6 protein-coding genes are annotated in these 19,085 nt (G+C 49.3%); all 6 read right to left on the reverse strand.

Annotated elements, in window-relative coordinates; all coding sequences use genetic code 11:
• A partial coding sequence (locus tag TBC1_RS02565) for a GEVED domain-containing protein (RefSeq protein ID WP_062038071.1) occupies positions 1–2,828 on the reverse strand: 2,828 nt, incomplete at its 3' end.
• A 433-nt stretch (positions 2,829–3,261) separates the two neighbouring features.
• Positions 3,262–5,091: a poly(ethylene terephthalate) hydrolase family protein gene (locus TBC1_RS02570; protein WP_062038074.1), complete on the reverse strand. Its 1,830-nt coding sequence runs from the start codon at positions 5,089–5,091 to the stop codon at positions 3,262–3,264.
• A 152-nt stretch (positions 5,092–5,243) separates the two neighbouring features.
• On the reverse strand, positions 5,244–11,660 hold the full coding sequence (locus TBC1_RS02575) for a hypothetical protein (RefSeq protein ID WP_137305386.1): 6,417 nt from the start codon (positions 11,658–11,660) through the stop codon (positions 5,244–5,246).
• A gap of 53 nt (positions 11,661–11,713) precedes the next feature.
• Complete coding sequence (locus tag TBC1_RS02580; RefSeq protein WP_172668810.1) at positions 11,714–11,980, reverse strand: acylphosphatase; 267 nt, start codon at positions 11,978–11,980, stop codon at positions 11,714–11,716.
• Positions 11,981–12,108: 128 nt separating this feature from the next.
• A complete protein-coding gene (locus tag TBC1_RS02585; protein WP_062038083.1) occupies positions 12,109–14,046 on the reverse strand; it encodes a tetratricopeptide repeat protein in 1,938 nt (645 codons plus the stop codon).
• A 101-nt stretch (positions 14,047–14,147) separates the two neighbouring features.
• Positions 14,148–18,689 carry a C25 family cysteine peptidase gene (locus tag TBC1_RS02590; RefSeq protein ID WP_062038086.1) on the reverse strand — a complete coding sequence of 1,514 codons (4,542 nt, stop codon included), beginning with the start codon at positions 18,687–18,689 and terminating at the stop codon, positions 14,148–14,150.
• Positions 18,690–19,085 lie beyond the last annotated feature (396 nt).

Genomic DNA, 19,085 nt, shown 5'->3' on the forward strand with positions numbered 1-19,085 from the left:
GGAACAAGCATAAGATCGGTAAAAATCTGCTCGTTGGGATCGCTCCAGGTTCCGTTCATGTTAAAATCGATCCAGGCGTTCAGCAGGCCGTTTACAGATGCAACGATGTTCAGGGTGGCTGCCTGTCCGGAGACAATGGCCGAGGTAAAGGTTACCCCGTCCTCATCATCGTTGGGCGGCGGATAAAGGATGTCGTTGTCGTCGCCCAGGGCCTGCGGATCGGGTTGCCCGTCGGGTTCCGCATCAATGGAGGCGCCGAGCATAAATCCGGGGACAATCGTATGGTAAGCCCCGTTGCTGGCACCCAGGGTCGGGTAAGGCCCGTCGGGGGCATCGCCCCAGTCGAACTCTTCGGGCTGGGGTTCAATATTTACGGCGTAATCTTCCACTTCCCCGTCGGGGGCCATTCCTGTAAAAGAAAGTCCCTGCACGGTGCTGAAGCGGAACCTGGCATAGGTCTGGCCGGTTGAGGCAGTGGGAGGTATCAGCATCACAAGAGGGTTGAGCCCGGCAGGGATAAGGATATCGGTGAATAACTGTTCACCCGGATCAAGCCATGATCCGTTGTTGTTGAAGTCAAACCAACCATTCAGGAAGCCCTGAACAGATACTGTAACGTTGATATTTGCCGGCTGACCTGGAATAAGTTGTCCCTGGAAAACAACACCGTCTTCATCATCGTTGGGGGGCGGGTAAATAAGATCGTTATCATCGCCCAGGCACATGGGGTCTGGCTGTCCATCGGGTTCCGGATCAATGGATGTGCCCATAAGGATTCCCGGTACGATCAGGTGTCTGGCGCCGTTGCCGGAGCTCAGTGTCGGGTAAGGCCCGTCGGGGGCATCGCCCCAGTCGTATTCATCCTGCCCTGATCCTGATATAAATACCTGATAGTCTTCGACTTCCCCGGGGCCTCCATTGCCATAGAAAAGGATTCCTCCGTAAGTATTGAATCTGAATCGCGCAAAGGTCTGACCCGGAACGGCGACCGGTGGAACCGCGAATGTAAGATTGTTGACGCCGGCACTCAGTTGTATGTTCTGAAAGATAAATTCTCCCTGGTCGGCCCAGACATTTAAGCCGTTAAAGTCAATCCAGGCATTCAGCCAGCCGGCTACAGAAGCAGTTACCTGTACCGAGGCGGTCTGGCCGGGGATCAGTTGACTGGTAAAAACAACCCCGTCGTCATCATTGCTTCCGTTAAGGTCGTCGCCGGTTGCATTTGCATCTGGCTGTCCGTCGTTTTCAGCATCCACCGTATTACCCATGTAAGTGGTCCCGTCCATCAGGTGATATGCGCCATTGTTTGCCGAGCGTGTCGGATAGGGTACGTCGGGGGCGTCCCCCCAGTCGTAATAGGTCTGGGGAGGAGGAAAATTCAGGATAGCCGCCTGGATATCAGGTCCGGGGCCGATATTGCCTGAAGGCCCGGATACCTGCGGAGTGCCGTAGGTGGCAAGGTGCGACCGCATGTATGAAGGGGTGGGGGGTATGGTTGAAATATTGGCATTGTAATAACCCTGTGCACAGGCCAGGGCGCCCGCAACGATGGGCGATGCGCTTGAAGTGCCGCTGAAATCGGATCGGTAATAATAGTTGGGCCCTTCGCTGCTGTAATAGGTGCCGTAGCCGGTGGTGAACACATTCTCACCCCAGCCCTGCATGTCGAAACGGGGGCCATAGCTTGAAAAACTGAGTCGCTGCAGGTTGTTTGAGGTGGTGGCTCCTCCGGCTCCGACAATGATTGCTCCCGAGTTGCCATACCACTGCAGATTCTGGGTATTGACATTGCCGTTGCCTCCGGCTTCAACTACATGAATTCCGTTGGCAATGGCGGTTACAATGGCTGCATATACGCCGTTGTAGCTTTGTTGGTTGGGAGAATAGTCGGTCCACCATTCAATAGGGATAAAGTTTTGCGTTCCTGAGGTATATTCCCATTGCTGTTCAAGCAATATGATATCTCCGGCAGAGAGGGAGGCAATTGCATAAGCAATGGCACCCGGTACATCCCAGCCAATGCCTGAAGTCCAGTAAGTTCCGCAGGTCATGAGGGTTGCACCGTAGCAAATCCCGGTGGTCCCCCAGCCATTGTTATCTGAGACAAGTTCACCTATCACTGCCGTTCCATGATTGTTGTCGTTAAACGGATCGGATATGGCGTTGGGGTTGATCTGTGAGCCGGGGGCCTGGGTGAGGTCGGCATGATTGTAATTCCAGCTGTATTCAAGATCGCATACAGTCACTCCTGTCCCCGTCCCCCCGGTTTGGGTCCATGCATAAAGGGCGTTTACGCCTGAAGGGTTGTTTGAAGCGGCATTCAGATATCCTTGTTGACTCTGGTAACTGCCCGGCGGCATTGCCGGAAGGGGCATGGGTTTTGGTACCGGACGGGCAAGGTAAATGCCCGGCAGGGATTCCAACCCGGCAGCCAGCGACCAGATATCAGTCCCGCGGGGAATTTTCAGCCTGAAGATGTTGTTCAGGTTATAAAGATCCTCGCCGGTCCGCTGTTCACCATTGATTTCCCATTGATCGAGCAGGGGCTCGGGAAGGTCGGTCATCCTGTACCACTCATGCCAGGGGAGCGCCCCAAGGATCGACGCAACGCCTTCCAGCGCATTTGTTTCAAGGTCAATGATGGTTCCGTTGCGCATCCTTACCCTGGACTGCCGGTCAAATAAAACTTCTATCCACTGCTGTTCACAGGCGTATCCGGGATGCGAAACGGATGATTTTTCATGCCCGCCGCTTTGGGCCATTAAGGGATTGCTTATTGCGTAATCCATCAGAAAGCAGAAAACCAGCAGATAATGAATCTTTTTCATAAGGAACTGATTTATAAATGAATGATTTTTCAGCCAGAAATGGAATTCAGTTCAGCAGTGTATTATAGCCCTGACTCAGGATATTGAAAATTGAAATGTTTTAGTCAGAATTGCCAGTACGACAAGGTTAAGTTATATGACCTCTGGAAATTTAAGCGGGAAGGATCAGCTTGATTAGCCAGTGAATCAGGGTAATCCAGGGGCATATGCAATTACAGGAATTTGCAGAATAAAGGTCTGATTGACTTTAGTTAAGGTTTGTGTCTGCTCAGGCAATTCTTGATACCTGTAAATATACAATATAATTAAATAAATTGCAATAGTATTTCCATTGATTTTGGAATCTGACGCGAATCGATTCAGCATTAAATGAGAATGGCAACCGTCACCAGCAAAAAAAAACGTTGAAAATTGCCGGATTACTCATAGCGACTCAGGGAAGTGCGGCATTCACAAATGCTGCAGCGTTATTGTCTATAAGGGTCATATCGGCAGTATCGGTAATGCCGTCCCCGTTTACATCGGTTGGCAGGTAGCCGGTAGAAAAGCTAAAAGCGTCATTTTCTACTTTCGTCATGTCGGCAGTGTCAATTAAGCCGTCCTGATTCACATCGCCCGAATAGATCAGCCCGGACCCGTCTGCAGCCAAAAAGAGGTTGGCCCCGAAAACACTGCCGGGATCTGTAAAATCAATAACAATCTCATCGCTGAGCAACGAAACGGGGATCGCTGAAGCGGACTCTATGCTGTTGCGGTGCTTTACAGTGATATAGTATGCTGCCTGGAATTCAGCCGGAATTAACACCTGAGCCAGGCCTGCCGTTGTGAGTTCAGTATTTTCACTGATGTAGACAGGGATTCCGTAACCATCTGCAGGATGCAGCTCTACCGTGATCAGGTCGGCGATATTCCCGGCATACTGATCGCCGGAACCGTTGCGGGCTTTTCTCATTGTCCCTTCAGATTGATACAATCCCTGCAGAAGCACGGTAAGTGTCAGTACCTTGTTTTCAGGCAAGGTAGTAGTTTCGGCAAAAACTCCCTGTGAATAAGTGAATGCGCTGTTGTAAGAAAAGGCCTTGTAATGGCAGGTGGACGACGCCATCAGCCCGTTATGGACAAAGCTGTTTCCAGGCCCTGAAAAAAGCACTTCACCGCCGCCCGGGATTGTTATTCCCGGCTGATATGCTGTGCCCGCATCAGGTTCGCCAAACAAGCCATCCAGTGCATAACAGAGCAGCACAGGCTGGTCGGCAATGTTTGGTGTCCAGGTAATTTCTACCTGGGTGCTGCCGTTGGCGATCGCGCTGAGGTTAAGCGGAGGTGCAATCTCATCGCACAAAACGCAGTTTTTAAGCCAGGTAACTTCAGGATCGACCCTCAGGGTGGAATCAAACACCTCGCCGGCCGCTGCATCGCCCTTCAATATTGACTGAAGCCAGGGGATCAGGTACCGGTTGATCACTACATGTTGCTGTGCCCGGCTGATGGCTGGCGAGGGACTGCAGGTGGCTTCCCCGAAAGCGCAGTAAAAGTTGTATTCCGCCATCTGGCAGTGACTGCCGCCGGTAATGCTGATATAGGTTTTGCAATCACTCTGCAAGGCGTTGTACATGGGTAGCTGATGGTCGGGGGGCGGAGTAACGCAATCGTTGCCCCCGGCAAGCAGCAGGGAGGGAATGGATAGTGACGCGGCAGCATTGATGGCCGATGGTGAGGTTTCCGCCGCAGCCAGGGTGGCGATGGCTTTGATGGATGCAGACTGCTGGGCGGCCAGAAATGCTGCCCCGCCGCCCATGCTGTGGCCCATCACACAGTTCATGCTGTCGATACGCTGATATAACAGCGAAGCACTGTTCTGCCCCAGCACCTGCATCTGCGTTGCCACAAAAGCCAGATCGGTGCCAAAGGCACTGTGCGACGGGAAAAGAGAACCTTCCGTTTTCGGGAACGCCAGGATAAAGCCCTGTGGCGCCAGCGCTGTCCAGATATTTTCATACGCACTCCATGTCATGGTAAACCCATGGCCGAATACCAGCACCGGAAACCGGTCCTGCACAGCTGTTGTGACCGGTACATTGTTGCCCGATACATCGGCAGGATAATAAATTTCGGTGGCGATGCTGCGGTTGTTCCGCGCCGGATCAGTGAAAGTAACACTTGTGTGCCCGGTCTGAAACGGTTGCGCAATCCCTGTGAGTGTTGCGCCGATGGCCAGGGCAGCCACAATGATTTTCCATTTGGCGGTACTGAATGGTTTCATGGTACTACTTTTCTCAAATATACGTATAAATGCCTGATTCTGCGCATCATTATTATATTTTTTATCATGGCAGCCCGGATCTGAATCAATGAGTCCCCGGCTGCCGCTAAAGCAACCGGGGACTTTTGTCTGATCATTGAAATCCTGGTTTTTCAGGGAGTGACGCTGCTCACAAATGCCGCGGCATTGTTGTCGATAATGGTCATATCTCCTGTGTCAATGGTACCATCCCCGTTTACATCAGTGGCCAGATAGCCGGTAACAAAAGCGGAAGCGTCATTGTCCACCGGAGTCATATCGGCGGTATCCACCGAACCGTCCTGATTCACATCGCCGCCGTAAATCACATACTTTCCGTCAATCATCATCAGCAGATTGCCGCCAAAGGCTTTTGAAGGATGGTCGAGGTTAAGCGCAACATTGCTGGCGCTGAACGAAACAGGTGCAGCAGTGGTGGTGGCCAGGCTGTTACGATGGCGGATGGTGATGTAATAGGAACCGCTGAATGCACCGGGTACAGTCACAACGACCTGACCGTTTGTGCCCAGATTCACAGGCGGTGAGGTATAAACGATGTTACCGTAGCCTGAGGCATCGTGAAGTTCAATCACAATCTGATCGGCAATGCCGGGGCCGAAATGCGGCCCGTTTTCATCAAATGCCTGCCGCATGGTATTTGATCCGTTGTAAAGCCCTTCCAGGAAAAGCTCCAGCGTAAGCGTTTTCTCGGCAGGATCATTTGAAAATTCATCTGCTCCGATATCCGGGGTGGCCGGTGAACGCGGATCTCCGTCAATATCAAGTACAACAGCGGGGACTGGGGTACCGAGGTTATCGAAAGCAAGGCTGGTACAATGCAGGTCGGTATTGCTCACAAAGCCGGGGTCTGAAGAAACGGAATTCATATCATGCCCTGTAAGCGACCTCCAGGAGGCCATATCAGGATAAGGTGCCTGATCAACGGAAAACATGACCGGACCGTCAGTAACCAGATTGTTATAATTCATCTCCGTGATAAATCCGGGGTTTTCCAGGAAGTTGTTGTATGTAACGCAGATCCCTCCCGATTGATTTACAAGATTATTATTCAATATCGTGTTGGTGTATTCCTGAGGCGTATCTGCCCCCTGGAAACCCAGCAGTGAGGAGATGTTTTCCGGGGGGCCGTAGATATTAATACTATTGTGGACAAACAGGAGATGTGTTGTTACGCCCAGGTAAGCCCCGAAATTTATAAAACTGCCTGATTCCAGGGTAATGAAGTTGTTAGAAATCAGCATGGGTTGCGATGCCTCCATATTGCAATCAAACAGCTGTATGCCATACTTTACTTCAGCATTTCCTGTAAGCTGAATCCGGTTATTACTGATATCAGCTCCGTTGATTATATCTGCGAAAGCTATCCCGTTTGCCCATTGTGTACTCAGCGGGTTGTTGCTTAAGAAATTTCCGGTTATTTCAAGGTGGTCAATAAATCTTAAATCAATGCCAATGTAACGGTATCCGGTTATCTCATTGTTCCGGATCAGCAGATTGTTCACTGGTCCGGTATTTAAGTTTGCACCTTGTATGTTGATACCGGTCATCCCGTTGCGGATCCGGTTATTTTCAAACAGCAGATCGCTCCCTGAAAAGTAACTCGCATAAATCACGGCGTTCTCAAGACCGTAGTGTGCGTCATCGGTAAACCCTTCGAAATAGTTGTTAATAAATGATAATTGGCTGCATCCGTTACCCAGATGAATCACCCGGCCATAGGTATTCTCGAAATCCGAAGAGCCCAGCGATTTCAGGTGCAGGCCGTCGAAGGTCAGGTTGGTGCAGTTCTCGAGCCGGATGGTGAAATTGCTGGTTTTTGTCGGCACTGCTACAATGGTTGCCGTATCTGCATAGTCCGGATGGCGGGTAAACACGATTCCTTTATCCGGTCCCAAACCGTTTATTTGGGTGAAATGCAGTTGCCCGATAAATTCTTCCGGCATCAGGCGGAAGGTCACGGGGTCAGACATGCCGCGGGTAAGCAGTGCATCCAGTGCTGCGGCGGGACTTACAAAATCGCATTCAGCACTACCGATCGTGTAAATGCCGTGCAGCGCGTCCGTGTGGTTCACCAACGGATCATACCAAAGTACATAGTCGTTGGCGGTGGTATTGTCGCAGTTTCCGTTTCCGTTATCACAATTGAGGCCAAGGGCGATGTGCCACGTGCCATAGGTGAAGTCGAAACCAGGTATATTTCCGGCATCTGCAGAAAAGGTTACATCGAAGAATTCGTCCACCTCAAGGGGTGGGATCTTTGTGGTTCCCAGGGTAACTTCGGGCGTGCCATCCGGAGGCGAACTTTCGAGATAAACGGTAATGGAAACGGAATCGGCCAGGTTATAATATCCCCAGTTGGCCAGTCTCATCCCGATATCTATCGTGGTGCCGTGCAGGTTAATCGTGCGCATGGTGGAATCTTCTTCTTCCAGATTGCTGCATGCCCCCGCCATTCCTATGACTAACCCATTGTTTCCGGCCCTTAATCCCGATGAATTCACGGCTCCGGTTACCCTGTAGTAATACCGCTGATTGGGGACGGCCGTAAGGTCTGTATAATAATTGTTGAGGGTATTGCTGTAGTTGGCCAGGGTGGAGTACACCGGGTCTTCAACCGTGGCGCGCTGCACCCGGTAATAGGTTGCTCCATCGGCCGGTTGCCATGTTATGGTGACCCTGTCGGCCTGCGCACCGATGGTGGTGCTGACAACAGGTGCGGCGATCCGGCGGTAACCTGCATCGTAAGTGGCATAATTACTCACTATATAGTTTGTATCACTGGCCACCCTGATGGAGTATTGATACAGGGCGCCCGGAATGCCTGTATTGTCGGTCCGGCTGGTTCGGGTGATCCAGCCTGATACAGGGGCATAAGGGTCAATGGTACTGTTTCGCCTGTAAACCCTGTAATAGGAGGCTCCGGTCACGGCGGTCCAGGATACATTGGTATAACTGGTCGATGTGCCATCGGTGGCCGTAACCGGCGGCGGGATAAAGTTGCGGTAACCCTCGTCCTTTGGGCCGTAGCCTGTGGTTATTGTTCCGGCGGCATCCTGTGAGGCTTTGATCCAGTAATAATATTTTATGGCAGTCCCGGCGGTCAGATCGCTGAATGAGGTGGCCGTTTGCCAGTCACTGACCGGATCCGATAAGAGCGGATGAGAATATGTACCCCGGTAGACGCGGTAATAATTAGCGCCGGGCACGGTATTCCAGGTAATTTCCACTCTGTCGGTGTATGTTCCGTCGCTGGCCGTCGCGGTCGGAGCGGTAACAAATCCCAGATATCCGCTGTTGGCTGCACTGAAGCCGGTTGCATATGACCCGAATTGACTCATAGCGGCCCTTACCCAGTAGTAATAGGTGTTCCCGTAAGCCGGGCCGTAATCGGTATAACTGGAGTCGAGCACTACCCAGGTAGGCCCGGTGATGACATTCTGTTCGGTTGCCACAGGGGTAAGGCTTCTGTAAATGCGGTAATGGGTTGCCCCGACCACCGGTGTCCAGGTAATTACCACCCGATCGCTGTAGGAGCCGTCGCTGGCTTCCACATTTGCCGGAGTTACCAGCGCGGTGTGGCCTATGTTGTAGCTGCTTTGAGCGGAAGGCCTTATGCCTGAAGGATAACGGGAGGCTTTTACCCTGTAATAATAGGTTTGACCAGGCACTGCCGAATAGTCATCATAGGCCAGTGAAGTGGTCCATGCCGGGCTGATCTGATCAGGGGCCAGGTCGAATAATGACTCGGCCCTGAAAACGGCAAAATACAGCGGTTCACCGGTATTGTTTTCCCAGGTAATGGTCACCTTGTCTGGATAATCCCCGTCGCTGGCCTGCACATTGACCGGCGCGGCAGGATTTGCCGGGATCACTACCTGTGTGGAAGCTACCCATTCATTGTTCATTTCATTGGTTTCGTCTACCTCTTCCAGATTGTCGATCAGCAATCCCAGGTAATAAGTACCCGGGGCAAGTTCCGGTAACGCAGCGGCCACATCGGTAGCAAGCTGGGCAAGGTGATTCATCCCCGGAGCAATGTTGGAAACTTCGGTTTGAAGCAATAAATTGTCGTTGTTTGAAATAACATTATTTTCTGAAAGGTAGTATCCATAACTGAACTGGTTAATGGTAACCATCGATTGGCTGGTATGGTACTGATTGTAAGAGTTTACGTAGGTTCCGTTGATGGTGGTAGTATTTTCGGTACCGCAGTAAATATCGGGTACATAGGAGGGTAATACCGTTGTTTTCCAGATGCCCCTGCCGAAAGTTCCTGCAAAAAGCTGAGCCGGCGTGGTTGAATAATTGATGACCATATCTTTTACCTGGGTCAGTGGAAGCCCGGTTTTAAACGGCACCCAGTCTGTCATAGTCGTATCTTTATAATATACCCCGGCGGTGGTCCCAACATACAATCCTTCCGGGGAGCCGTTCATATAGGCAATGGACAACTTGCCCAGTTCGGTCAGGTTGCCTGTGATGTCCTGCCAGCTGTTGCCCCTGTTGATGGAACGGTAAATATTGATACCTTTTACAATATAAACAATGTTCGGGTTGGTCGGATGCGTTTCAAATCTTACACCACCCATGTCATTGGGTTGCTCTAATTCCACCCAGACGGGAGAGTAGTCAAGTGCGTTACTCGTCCGGAACATCCTTCCGTTGTTGTAAGCAATGTAAAGAAGACTTTCCTGCGCCCTGGATTGTTTCATATACTCAATGGTAGTGCCCATGTCGGTACCTGCTATGTTGTCGGATATCTGAAAGAAAGTCACAATGTCAGGGTTGGCTGTTTTGATGTTGTTACTCCAATAAACATCGTGGGCCCCGTAAAACATCATGTTGGGATTAAAATAGCTGATTGCGTATGCAGTTTGCCAGTTCCCCTTTTGGGTGATGCCATTAACGCCATTTGAAGCAATGGTTCTGTACAGGGAATCTATAACGCCTCCATTTGTAGCTCTTCTTACATTTCCTTCCTGACTGCTTGTATATATATAATTTTCATCTGTATGATCAAAACGGCAGGTCATGCCATCCCCGCCACAAACTTTATGGGTAGTGCTGTTTAGTGTAATAAAAGTAGCTGCATCCTGATTCCCTGAGATAATCCGGTTTGGATTTTGTGCCGAAACATCAATGCGGTAGCTTGAAGTGATATTCAGCCCGTTGCTTGAATAGTAGTAATCTGTTCCATTGTCTGTATACCAGATGCCTGAATCATTTCCGATATAAAGCCGGTGGGTTACAGGATGAAATTCAAAAATATGCTGGTCATCCGCATAAACAGGTTCCTGGTTTACAAATGTTACGCCTCCGTCTGTTGATTTGTAAAAGTTGATCATGCCTGCATAAACGATATCCTGATTGTTGGGGTCTATGATTACATCCAGATTGTATCCTCCCTGCTTGTCGCCCGGAGTAATCCCTGTTGAATAAATTGTTTCGAACGTCTCACCAGAATTGGATGAGCGATAGACTCTGTGAAACTTTGAATCTTTGGTGGTGAAAAGCAACACTCTTTCGGGGTTTGCTGCCGTGACCCCTATCGCCATCCGGTGGGTTGTCTGCGTCAGTTGAGCGGTCCAGTTGTATCCGAAATCTGTTGATTTGTAGAAAGTTGTTTTACTAACGGCATAAAGCGTCAAAGGTTCTCCCGGCTTTTGTTCCATATCAATGATGTAAGCTATCAGTCTTTTTTGCCAGGTTTCTCCGCCATCTACAGAGTAAAAAATTCCATAGTTCGAGGCAACAGTCATGATGTTCGGATTGGTTGGGTTGAAATAAATTTTATGTACAATTTTATCATGCCTTGTTGTTAATGGTTTGGCTTCCCAGGTAAGGCCGCCGTCTGTTGATTTGTAAATCCCCTTGCCAAGGGTATTCTCACTATCCCTGTCTCCTGTACCAATAAAAATCGTATTGGGATCCGTCGGGTGCACTGCGACTGCTGATACGCCCAAAGAGGTAATGATATCTGTATTCATGTTTTCCCAGCTATCACCATAGTTAGTGGATCTCCACAACCCTCCAAGGGGTGCACCTACATAAATTGTATTGTTATCATGAGGGTTGAACCCGATTGTGGTTACACGCCCCATGGCTGCGGTAGTAGTGGTCGTTTCATTTACATAATTGATTGGCTGAAAAGGACCCGCGTAAGACCAATCTCCGGAAATCGTCATTGAATTGGTTTGCTGCATAATTTCCAATGCCTGTTGCAGATCGTCCTCCGGCAACCGCAGTGTACCATCCGGATTGGCATAGGCCTCCTTATGCGTCAGCCACCTGCTTATCTGCTTGTATCCGGAACCCTTGACCGGAATTTTATCTTTCCAGTAGTCATGAAACTCATTTTTAAGTTCAAAGAAGTTGATATCTCTGTCCTGAATTTTCTCCTGCCAGTAATCCAGGCTGCCAAAAGTGGGTGGAACCGGTTTCTCAGGTGCCTGTTCAGCGGTTTGTCCGGGGCAAAAAAATGTGATCAGCATCAGGGCCATCACCATACTAAGGCGGGTCAGTGTTTTCATGATTTCAGTATTTTATATAATGCGAAAATGTATAAATCAATACTTATCAAATGCTAAGCGGTATGCCGGTAGATGTCGAATTCTTTGTAGTTGAAAGGCTGGCGGTTTAGTTGCTGATTGTTGAAGTGGTTGATAAGGCCGGCATGCTGGTTGATCCAGTCAATAAAAGCCGAAAGGCTCTCTTCCTCCCCTTCAGCCAGGATAGTAACCCCCTGCTGGGGGCTGTAGTCCATTCTCCCGCGGATGCCCAGCTTATAGGCAGCCTGCATACATGAAAAACCGAAGCCATCATCATAGGTGGCCCGGTGAAACGTAATCATGGAGCAGGTGGTCATAGCTGAATGTGCCGGATACACAAATTTAAGCCTCCAACAAAGGGTTCAGCAAATTTTAGGGAGGGACAAAGAGGGGGACAAAAATGAATATTTTCTGCAGCAGGAATCTTTGTTCAGATCTTTTTCAGCTCGGACGTCAGGTCGCAACTGGGAGGCAGGTTCATTTTTTTTCGCAGCCGTTGCCTGTTTTTATGCGCGGTCTCAATAGATACATTCATCATACCGGCAATTTCCCTGGAACTCAGGTTGATGCGCAGACAGGCTGCCAGGCGGGTGTCGTGCTCGGTAAGATCAGGATAGTTTTCCTTCAGCCGGTCGAAAAATCCTGAATGTACCTGCTCAAATTCAAGCCTGAACTTTTTCCAGTTGTGATCGGTGTCGGTATTTGAATTGATAAACCGGACAAGTTCATTTAAGGCATCACCGTTGCCGGATGTCCGGATCCTTTCCCGGATCTCATACATAATTTCATTTTTTCTGACAATATTGAGCAGTGAGTTGGCCAGTTCATTGTTTTTTACGTCAATTTCAGCCATGTGTTTCTCCCGCTCCAGCCTGTTGATCTGCTGTTCGGCGAATATCCTCTCCTCCAGTACCTGATTCGCTGTATCCTTCCGGGCAATTTCAAGATTTGCCAGATAATTGTCCTGTTGCAGGATCAGTTGTTGTTGATTAAGGTATTTTGACCTTATCCTGAAAAGACTCAAAGCCATGATCAGCAGCAGCAATAGTCCTGCGGTAAAAATCAGCAGCATTTTCTGCCTTCTTGCCTTGATCTCATTGTCCCTTAACAGCAGTTGGTTTTCTTTTTCATGTTTTTCAGTTTCATACATAATCTCGTAGCGGGAGATAAGATCATTCGTTTCGTTTGTGAAAATGGAGTCTTTTACCCGGGAGTAATCCAGGTAGTAATTTAATGCAAGGTCGCTGTTTTCCTGTTCTTTCGCCAGCTCAAAAAGGCTTTTGTAACTGCGGCTCAGATGGTGTAACGACTGGTTGCGCGATGCAATCGAGGCGCTTTCTTTGTAACAGGCTTCCGCTGCCAGGATATTGCCTGTTTTACGGTATAAGTCACCCATATCTGCCAGGGTAATGATCTGGGATTCCAGGATGCCAGCTGACCTGAAAACGGCCAGCGCTTCCTCGTGCAAACGGATAGCTTCAGCATATCGTCCCATCGCAGCCAGTACGCTGCCGATTTCATTTTTCCTGACTCCCGCCCGGATGGGTTGTTTGTATTTCATATCAATTTCAAGCGCCTGATTAAGGTACTGAAGCGCTTTTTCATAATCTTTCAGATTATACCAGGCCATGCCGATATTACTGAGCTTAACCGGTTTTTTAGATTCCTCTGAGGTAAGTTCAAGCGCTTCGGTATAAAACTCCAACGCCCGGCGGTGCTTACCCCATCGGCTGTATACCATCCCCAGGTTATTCAGCGAAATGGCAATGGCGGAAGAGTCTCCGCTTTTTCTGTCTATAGAAAGCGTCCTGTTGAAGTAATCTACCGCCTTATCGTACTGCGCCCTGAAAAAGTAGTTGGTGCCGATGTTGCAGAGGTTATTGCTTATTTCTGTCTGATTGCCAAGTCTTTGCTGTATTCTCAAAGAAGCGGAATTCAATTCCAGCGCCTTGTCATAAATACCCAGCTCCTGGTAACAATAGGCGGCATCGGTAAGCCTTTCGGCCATGAATCCGGAAGAATCCCTGTCAATTTCATAACTGTACATGGCTGATTGCAGGTAGAAATCGATGGCTTTAAGGTAATCGTTTCTGTAGTAGCAGGCCTCAGCCATCCATCTTGCTGCCAGCGAGAGCCGTTGCAGGTCATTGATTTCCGTCGCCATTTCCAGCGCTTTGCCGGCCATTACGAATGCCGTGTCCGGATTCTCCTCCGCCATCCGCCCGCTGCGCTCGATCAGGGTGTCGATGGAAGCAGCTTTGTTTATTCCCGGAGTTGACTGCAGGTTTTGCCGTGCGGGCTGGCCTCCCGAAACAGAGGAGAGGGCCAGCAACAAAAAGGTAATAATGATATTGTAAATGAATTGCATATCTGCTCAGGCTTTCAGGTTAATCATCCCGGGGTTTTTTATGCATCAGCTAACTTTTCTTTGAGGTTCTCATTTCCGGAAATGGCGGCGGATGACCGGATCTATGGCGTGATGCTGCTCACAAAGGCCGCCGCATTGTTGTCAATAATGGTCATATCTCCTGTATCTATCATACCATCCCCGTTTACATCAGTGATCAGATAACCGGTAGCAAAAGCGGAAGCGTCATTGTCCACCGGGGTCATATCGGCGGTATCCACCGAGCCGTCCTGATTTACATCGCCGCCGAAGATTGCGCAATGGCCATCGGTCATCAGCAGCATGTTGTTGCCATATGCCTGGGTTGGACCATCGAAGCTATAGTCAATGATATCGGTTCCGAAAGAAACAGGGAGCTTTGAGGTAGTCGCCAGGCTGTTTCGGTGTTTAATGGTAATGTAATAGCTTCCATTCAGGTTTGCCGGGATTTCAACCACTGCTTCGCCTGTAGTGCTGAGGCTGACAAAGGGCTCTGTATAAACAATGTCACTGTAATTCAAGCTGTTGTGAAGTTCAACAGTGATCTGGTCGGCGGTGTTGCCCGCATATTGGTCGCCTCCGGCATTCCGGGCTTTGCGCATGGTGCCGCTGCCGTTGTAAAGGCTTTCAAGGAAAACGGTCAGATTCAGCGTTTTATTCAATGCAGGAATAATAATGGTGTAGTCTTCCGCTTCCCCGTAAGTTGCCTGATCGCATGGGCCCGGATTACTGCTGTACCTTTCGGCTACCCTCATGCGGTAATTTCCGGGCGGCAGACCTGCGGGGACAGCGATATTTCCGGAAAGGATATGCGTGCCGGACGTGCCTGGCGTTTGTCCCAGGTCAATGGCTTCACCGGTGTCGGTAAAGCTGCAGTTATTGTTCCAGTCAATCCAGGTAAAGCATTGTTGGACCCATGCGCCGTTTACCGTAATACTTACAGATACGGGATATGTCTCTCCTGGCGTGAGTTCCGTTGAAACGGAAGTGAAATCGGAATATGAAGTTGAGCCGCTCGCATTGTTTATGGTATTCAGCTGCACATTGCTGATAAAGTCATCCGAGAGATTGGAGTAGGATGTCTCACAATAGGTGCAGTTGACCACATTGATATAATTTGCTTTAACCTTAGTGTCAGATCCATAGGCGTTGGTAACAGTCAGGGTAACGCTGTAAAAGCCCAGGTTTGAAAATAAAACTTCAGGGTTCTGGGAGTTTTCTGTAGTTCCGTTCACAAAAGTTACATCCGCCGGACTGAAACTCCAGACCCATGAGGTGGGCACATTCTCCGAAAGATCAGAGAAGATCACAACAGAATTTAAAGCCGGAGATGAAGTGGATGCTGAAAATTCTGCTACCGGTGGCTGGGCAGGGTTATAGCAACTGATGGAAGCCACCCAGCCGTCGCGGGTCACACTGCCATCGGAGGTGAAATTGATGGTCAAGGCACCCGGTGAGTTGTTAGCAGTGATGGTACCGGGGCCGGATGTGCCGTTCCAGGTTCCCATCAGGGGCGCGGAAGTGCTGGTTCCGTTATAGATGCTCAGAAAATCATATCCCGATTCAGTGTAAAAAGCAGAGAATTCCAGACGGATCAGGTTGCCCGCAGTTGCGGGATAGATCGTCATGGTCAGGTCCTCACTATCGCCGTATGGTGCAGATGCTCCTCCCGAATCATAGAAATATCCGGTGCAGGTGGTAATGCTTGCGTCGGCCATATTATACTCCGGAATCAGGCCGATGATTACCTGCTTTGTTTCCTGAACTGAATATTGTGAGGCTGCTCCTCCTGAAAGGGTAAACAACAGGTCAACCGGAGTGCCCAGCGGAACGGAAGCTTCAGCAGTTACATTAAAAATGGCTGATGCTGTTCCGCCGATGCTCAGAGAGCCCAGGCTGTAAGATGTGCTGTTGAGTGTCAGATAGGGGCTGGCTCCGCCGGCTATTTCCAGCAGGCCGTTTACATTGGAAATGGCGCTGTGCCCGGTGTTTGAACATACGATCACCAGATCGGCCGTTTCGCCGGGATCAAGAATGCCGTCGTTGTTGCACCCCGGTCCGTTATCGGTCACGGTCATTGCACCGATGGTCAGAAGCGGTGCAATGGCTGTGATGTTAAAGTTTGAGTTCCAGGTGTCTGTCCCGTCTGTCGCCGAAACCGTAAAAGCAACCACTTCCTGGTCAGGGATGTTATCGGCCACCTGGAGCATATATCCGTCTGCAACTGTAATTGTTTCATTGGGATTGATGTTTCCATATACTGCCGAATTATCAGTAATGGAAATGTACGGATCCGCTGTTGAAAGATCTGCAACCACGTTCAGGGCTGTTTCGATACCAACATTTCTCAGTGCAACGGAAAGCAGGATGTCCTCACCGTAGTCCACATGGCCATTGTTGTTTCCACCTGGCAACGGGTCGCTGATCTCAACGTCATTAAATACAACATAAGGGCCTTCGGCAGGAATAACATCGACCAGCGCGCGGTACCTGTAAAAATTTTGTTTGGTTACCGTAACAACCATCTGCGAAGGTGGTACTTGTGGAGGGATCAGAATACTGAGCAGCGAACCGGTGCCTGTTCCGGTCCCGATGATTTCACCGTTTACTGTTAAGGCTATCAGGGATCCGGCATCGGCCGTGACACTGAAGGAATTGGCTCCGGCGAACAGAACAGGGTTGTGCGCCACACTCAAATACTGTGGCACTTCTGAATAAACTGTGAGAAAAGCATCTCCGTGATGATGAAAAAGATTGTAGGTAACCTCTTTATTCCCTGTATTGTAGGGCCAGTTTGATTGTGCAAGAAATATTTTCCCGGCTGAATTTCCGAAGGCCGGCAAAATACCCCTCGAAGCAGGGGTAGTGCCTTCGGCCGGCATAAAATCAGGCCACATATTATCGTACATTCCCCATACATACGTGTCGTTCACAAAGGAATACGAAACTTCCGAGGCCGCCATGATGCCCAAAGCGCCGGCATTGTTGTCGCCGTATGTGTAGCGGTGGAATTTTTCCGCGAAACATTCGCTTGAATAATTGTACTTCCCGGTAAGGCAGTTGATCGACATTATATAGGTCAGGTCTGTATTTGCCAGTCCATTGATATTTGAATTGACATAGTAGGGCTCCCCCCAGCCTGTTTCCATGCCATGGTCGCGGTGCTGAAGCATAAATGCCCCGCTGTTGATGGCGTTGTTGATGTCAGTGGCATTACCACCGGTCCAGTTTCCGAGGGTCTGCGGGCTGGAAGGGATATACCCAAGCCCCGATGGACCGAAATAGTTAACAACCGTGCTGGTATTGGTGGCTGTTGACCAGGGATCACCCGAAGGATTGCCTTCATAAACTTCATTGATGCGCACGGGGTTCTTCCCCAACTCATTTTTCCAGAAGCCGCCAACCGTTTCTGAACAGATCTGGAACCACCGTTCGGTCTGCCAGCCGAGGGCTGTGATGGGATGGTCGTAGAAATCAGCACTGGTAGGCGGGTTGCGTTCATAATTCAGAAATTTTGTAACCATCACAGCCAATTGTGCGGCATTGTTGGCAGTTATCCTGGCCATTGAAATTTCAGGCAGGTGGTCGCCATCAACATCTCCGTATATATTATCCGAAACGCAATAACTGTCATAAATCGGTGAAATAACACTGTTGCCAGCGTCGGTCCCGTAATCGCCCAGCAAGAGTATTGCAGCCGGAGGAATTGTCCAGGTATTATAGGCATTGTTAATGTATGTTTCTATGGCGGTGGTTGTATTTCCCCCTACCTGCGAAAGTGTCCTGATAAGTGTGGTAATACCCTGTTCGGTCCTGAATTTTTTTATGGAATCGGCCCATTGCACAAAATCGGCCCCGTTTGGTGTAATTATCAGATATTCGGCCCCGGTATCTTCGGTCGGGCCTCCGGATGTTATGTTCCTGTTGTAGTCAATGGCCGGCAGGGATGAGCGATTGAAAAGTGCATCTTCGAGAATTGGGTCCCACCAGCGGCTGCGCAGACGGTCGTCGCCGTAATGGCCATTCCCGCCGCTGAAAGTGATTTTTACCTTCAGATCGCGGTATATGATCAGCTCTTTTGTTACCGGATTATACTGGAATGGAGTAATTCCCAACATTACGGCATCAACTCCCCTGATTTTCATAGGGCTTGAAATAATTACCGGTTGTGCGGGATAAAAGGCGTCGGTTGAATAAATTTCCTTGTTTTCAGCGTACTGTAACGGTATATTCTCATCATCTTTAGGTATTCTGGGTGCCGGGGCAATCTCTACATTGTGCATCTCTTCGGTTCGTGAGGAGATAATTTCAAGCGAAGGCACGCTCCCTTGCGGGATGGCTAATAACTTTCCGTTACCGGGAAGATCAGGCGCCCCTTCATTGTTGAAAAGAAAACTGCCGGGCAATGAAATGTCCTTCATTACTTTCCCTTCAACTGTGAGGTCCTCCAGGGAGAACGAATTGATCGAATAGCTGACTTCAACGAAATCCCGGTGATTGCCCTGTAGTGAAAATCCATGTTTGTTCCAGGCATCAGGATAACTGAAATGCTGGGCATGGCCAGTTCCTGCGATAATCATGAACAGAATTATTCCCGGTAATTGAATCGTAAGTGATCTTTTCATTGGTATTTTTTCTTTGATTGTTGTTACTGCATAAACCCTCCCGGCATAACCCGTGATCAGAAATACTTATATTACCGGCCGGACATTGACCGAATCAAATTTATCAACCCCGGCAATTTAAGAATTCGGATAGCAGGACTTTCTGTTTTTATCAATCCCGGTTCTTCGTTTTTAAAATTATAAATAGGTAACCAGTAACGAAATAGTACTTTTCTGAACCATCCGTAATCAAAAACACGCATTTCCTCTCTTACCGCTCTTTACTATCTGATCTGCCCCCGGGTTCTCTGTCTGGCCTTTCTCAATGCCCCCCTGCCTTCAGCTGCCTGTGTGAATACCACAACCCTTTATTTTATCCAATATTCTTTCGGATTCCTCACTGCGTTGAACTTTTTA

Source organism: Lentimicrobium saccharophilum (assembly GCF_001192835.1).
GTDB classification, from domain to species: Bacteria; Bacteroidota; Bacteroidia; order Bacteroidales; family Lentimicrobiaceae; genus Lentimicrobium; species Lentimicrobium saccharophilum.

Excerpts from the sequence above, each read along its gene's own strand:
- TBC1_RS02575 (WP_137305386.1), bottom strand. The coding sequence starts at position 11,660 with ATGAAAACACTGACCCGCCTTAGTATGGTGATGGCCCTGATGCTGATC.
- TBC1_RS02570 (WP_062038074.1), bottom strand. The coding sequence starts at position 5,091 with ATGAAACCATTCAGTACCGCCAAATGGAAAATCATTGTGGCTGCCCTG.
- TBC1_RS02585 (WP_062038083.1), bottom strand. The coding sequence starts at position 14,046 with ATGCAATTCATTTACAATATCATTATTACCTTTTTGTTGCTGGCCCTC.
- TBC1_RS02580 (WP_172668810.1), bottom strand. The coding sequence starts at position 11,980 with ATGATTACGTTTCACCGGGCCACCTATGATGATGGCTTCGGTTTTTCA.
- TBC1_RS02590 (WP_062038086.1), bottom strand. The coding sequence starts at position 18,689 with ATGAAAAGATCACTTACGATTCAATTACCGGGAATAATTCTGTTCATG.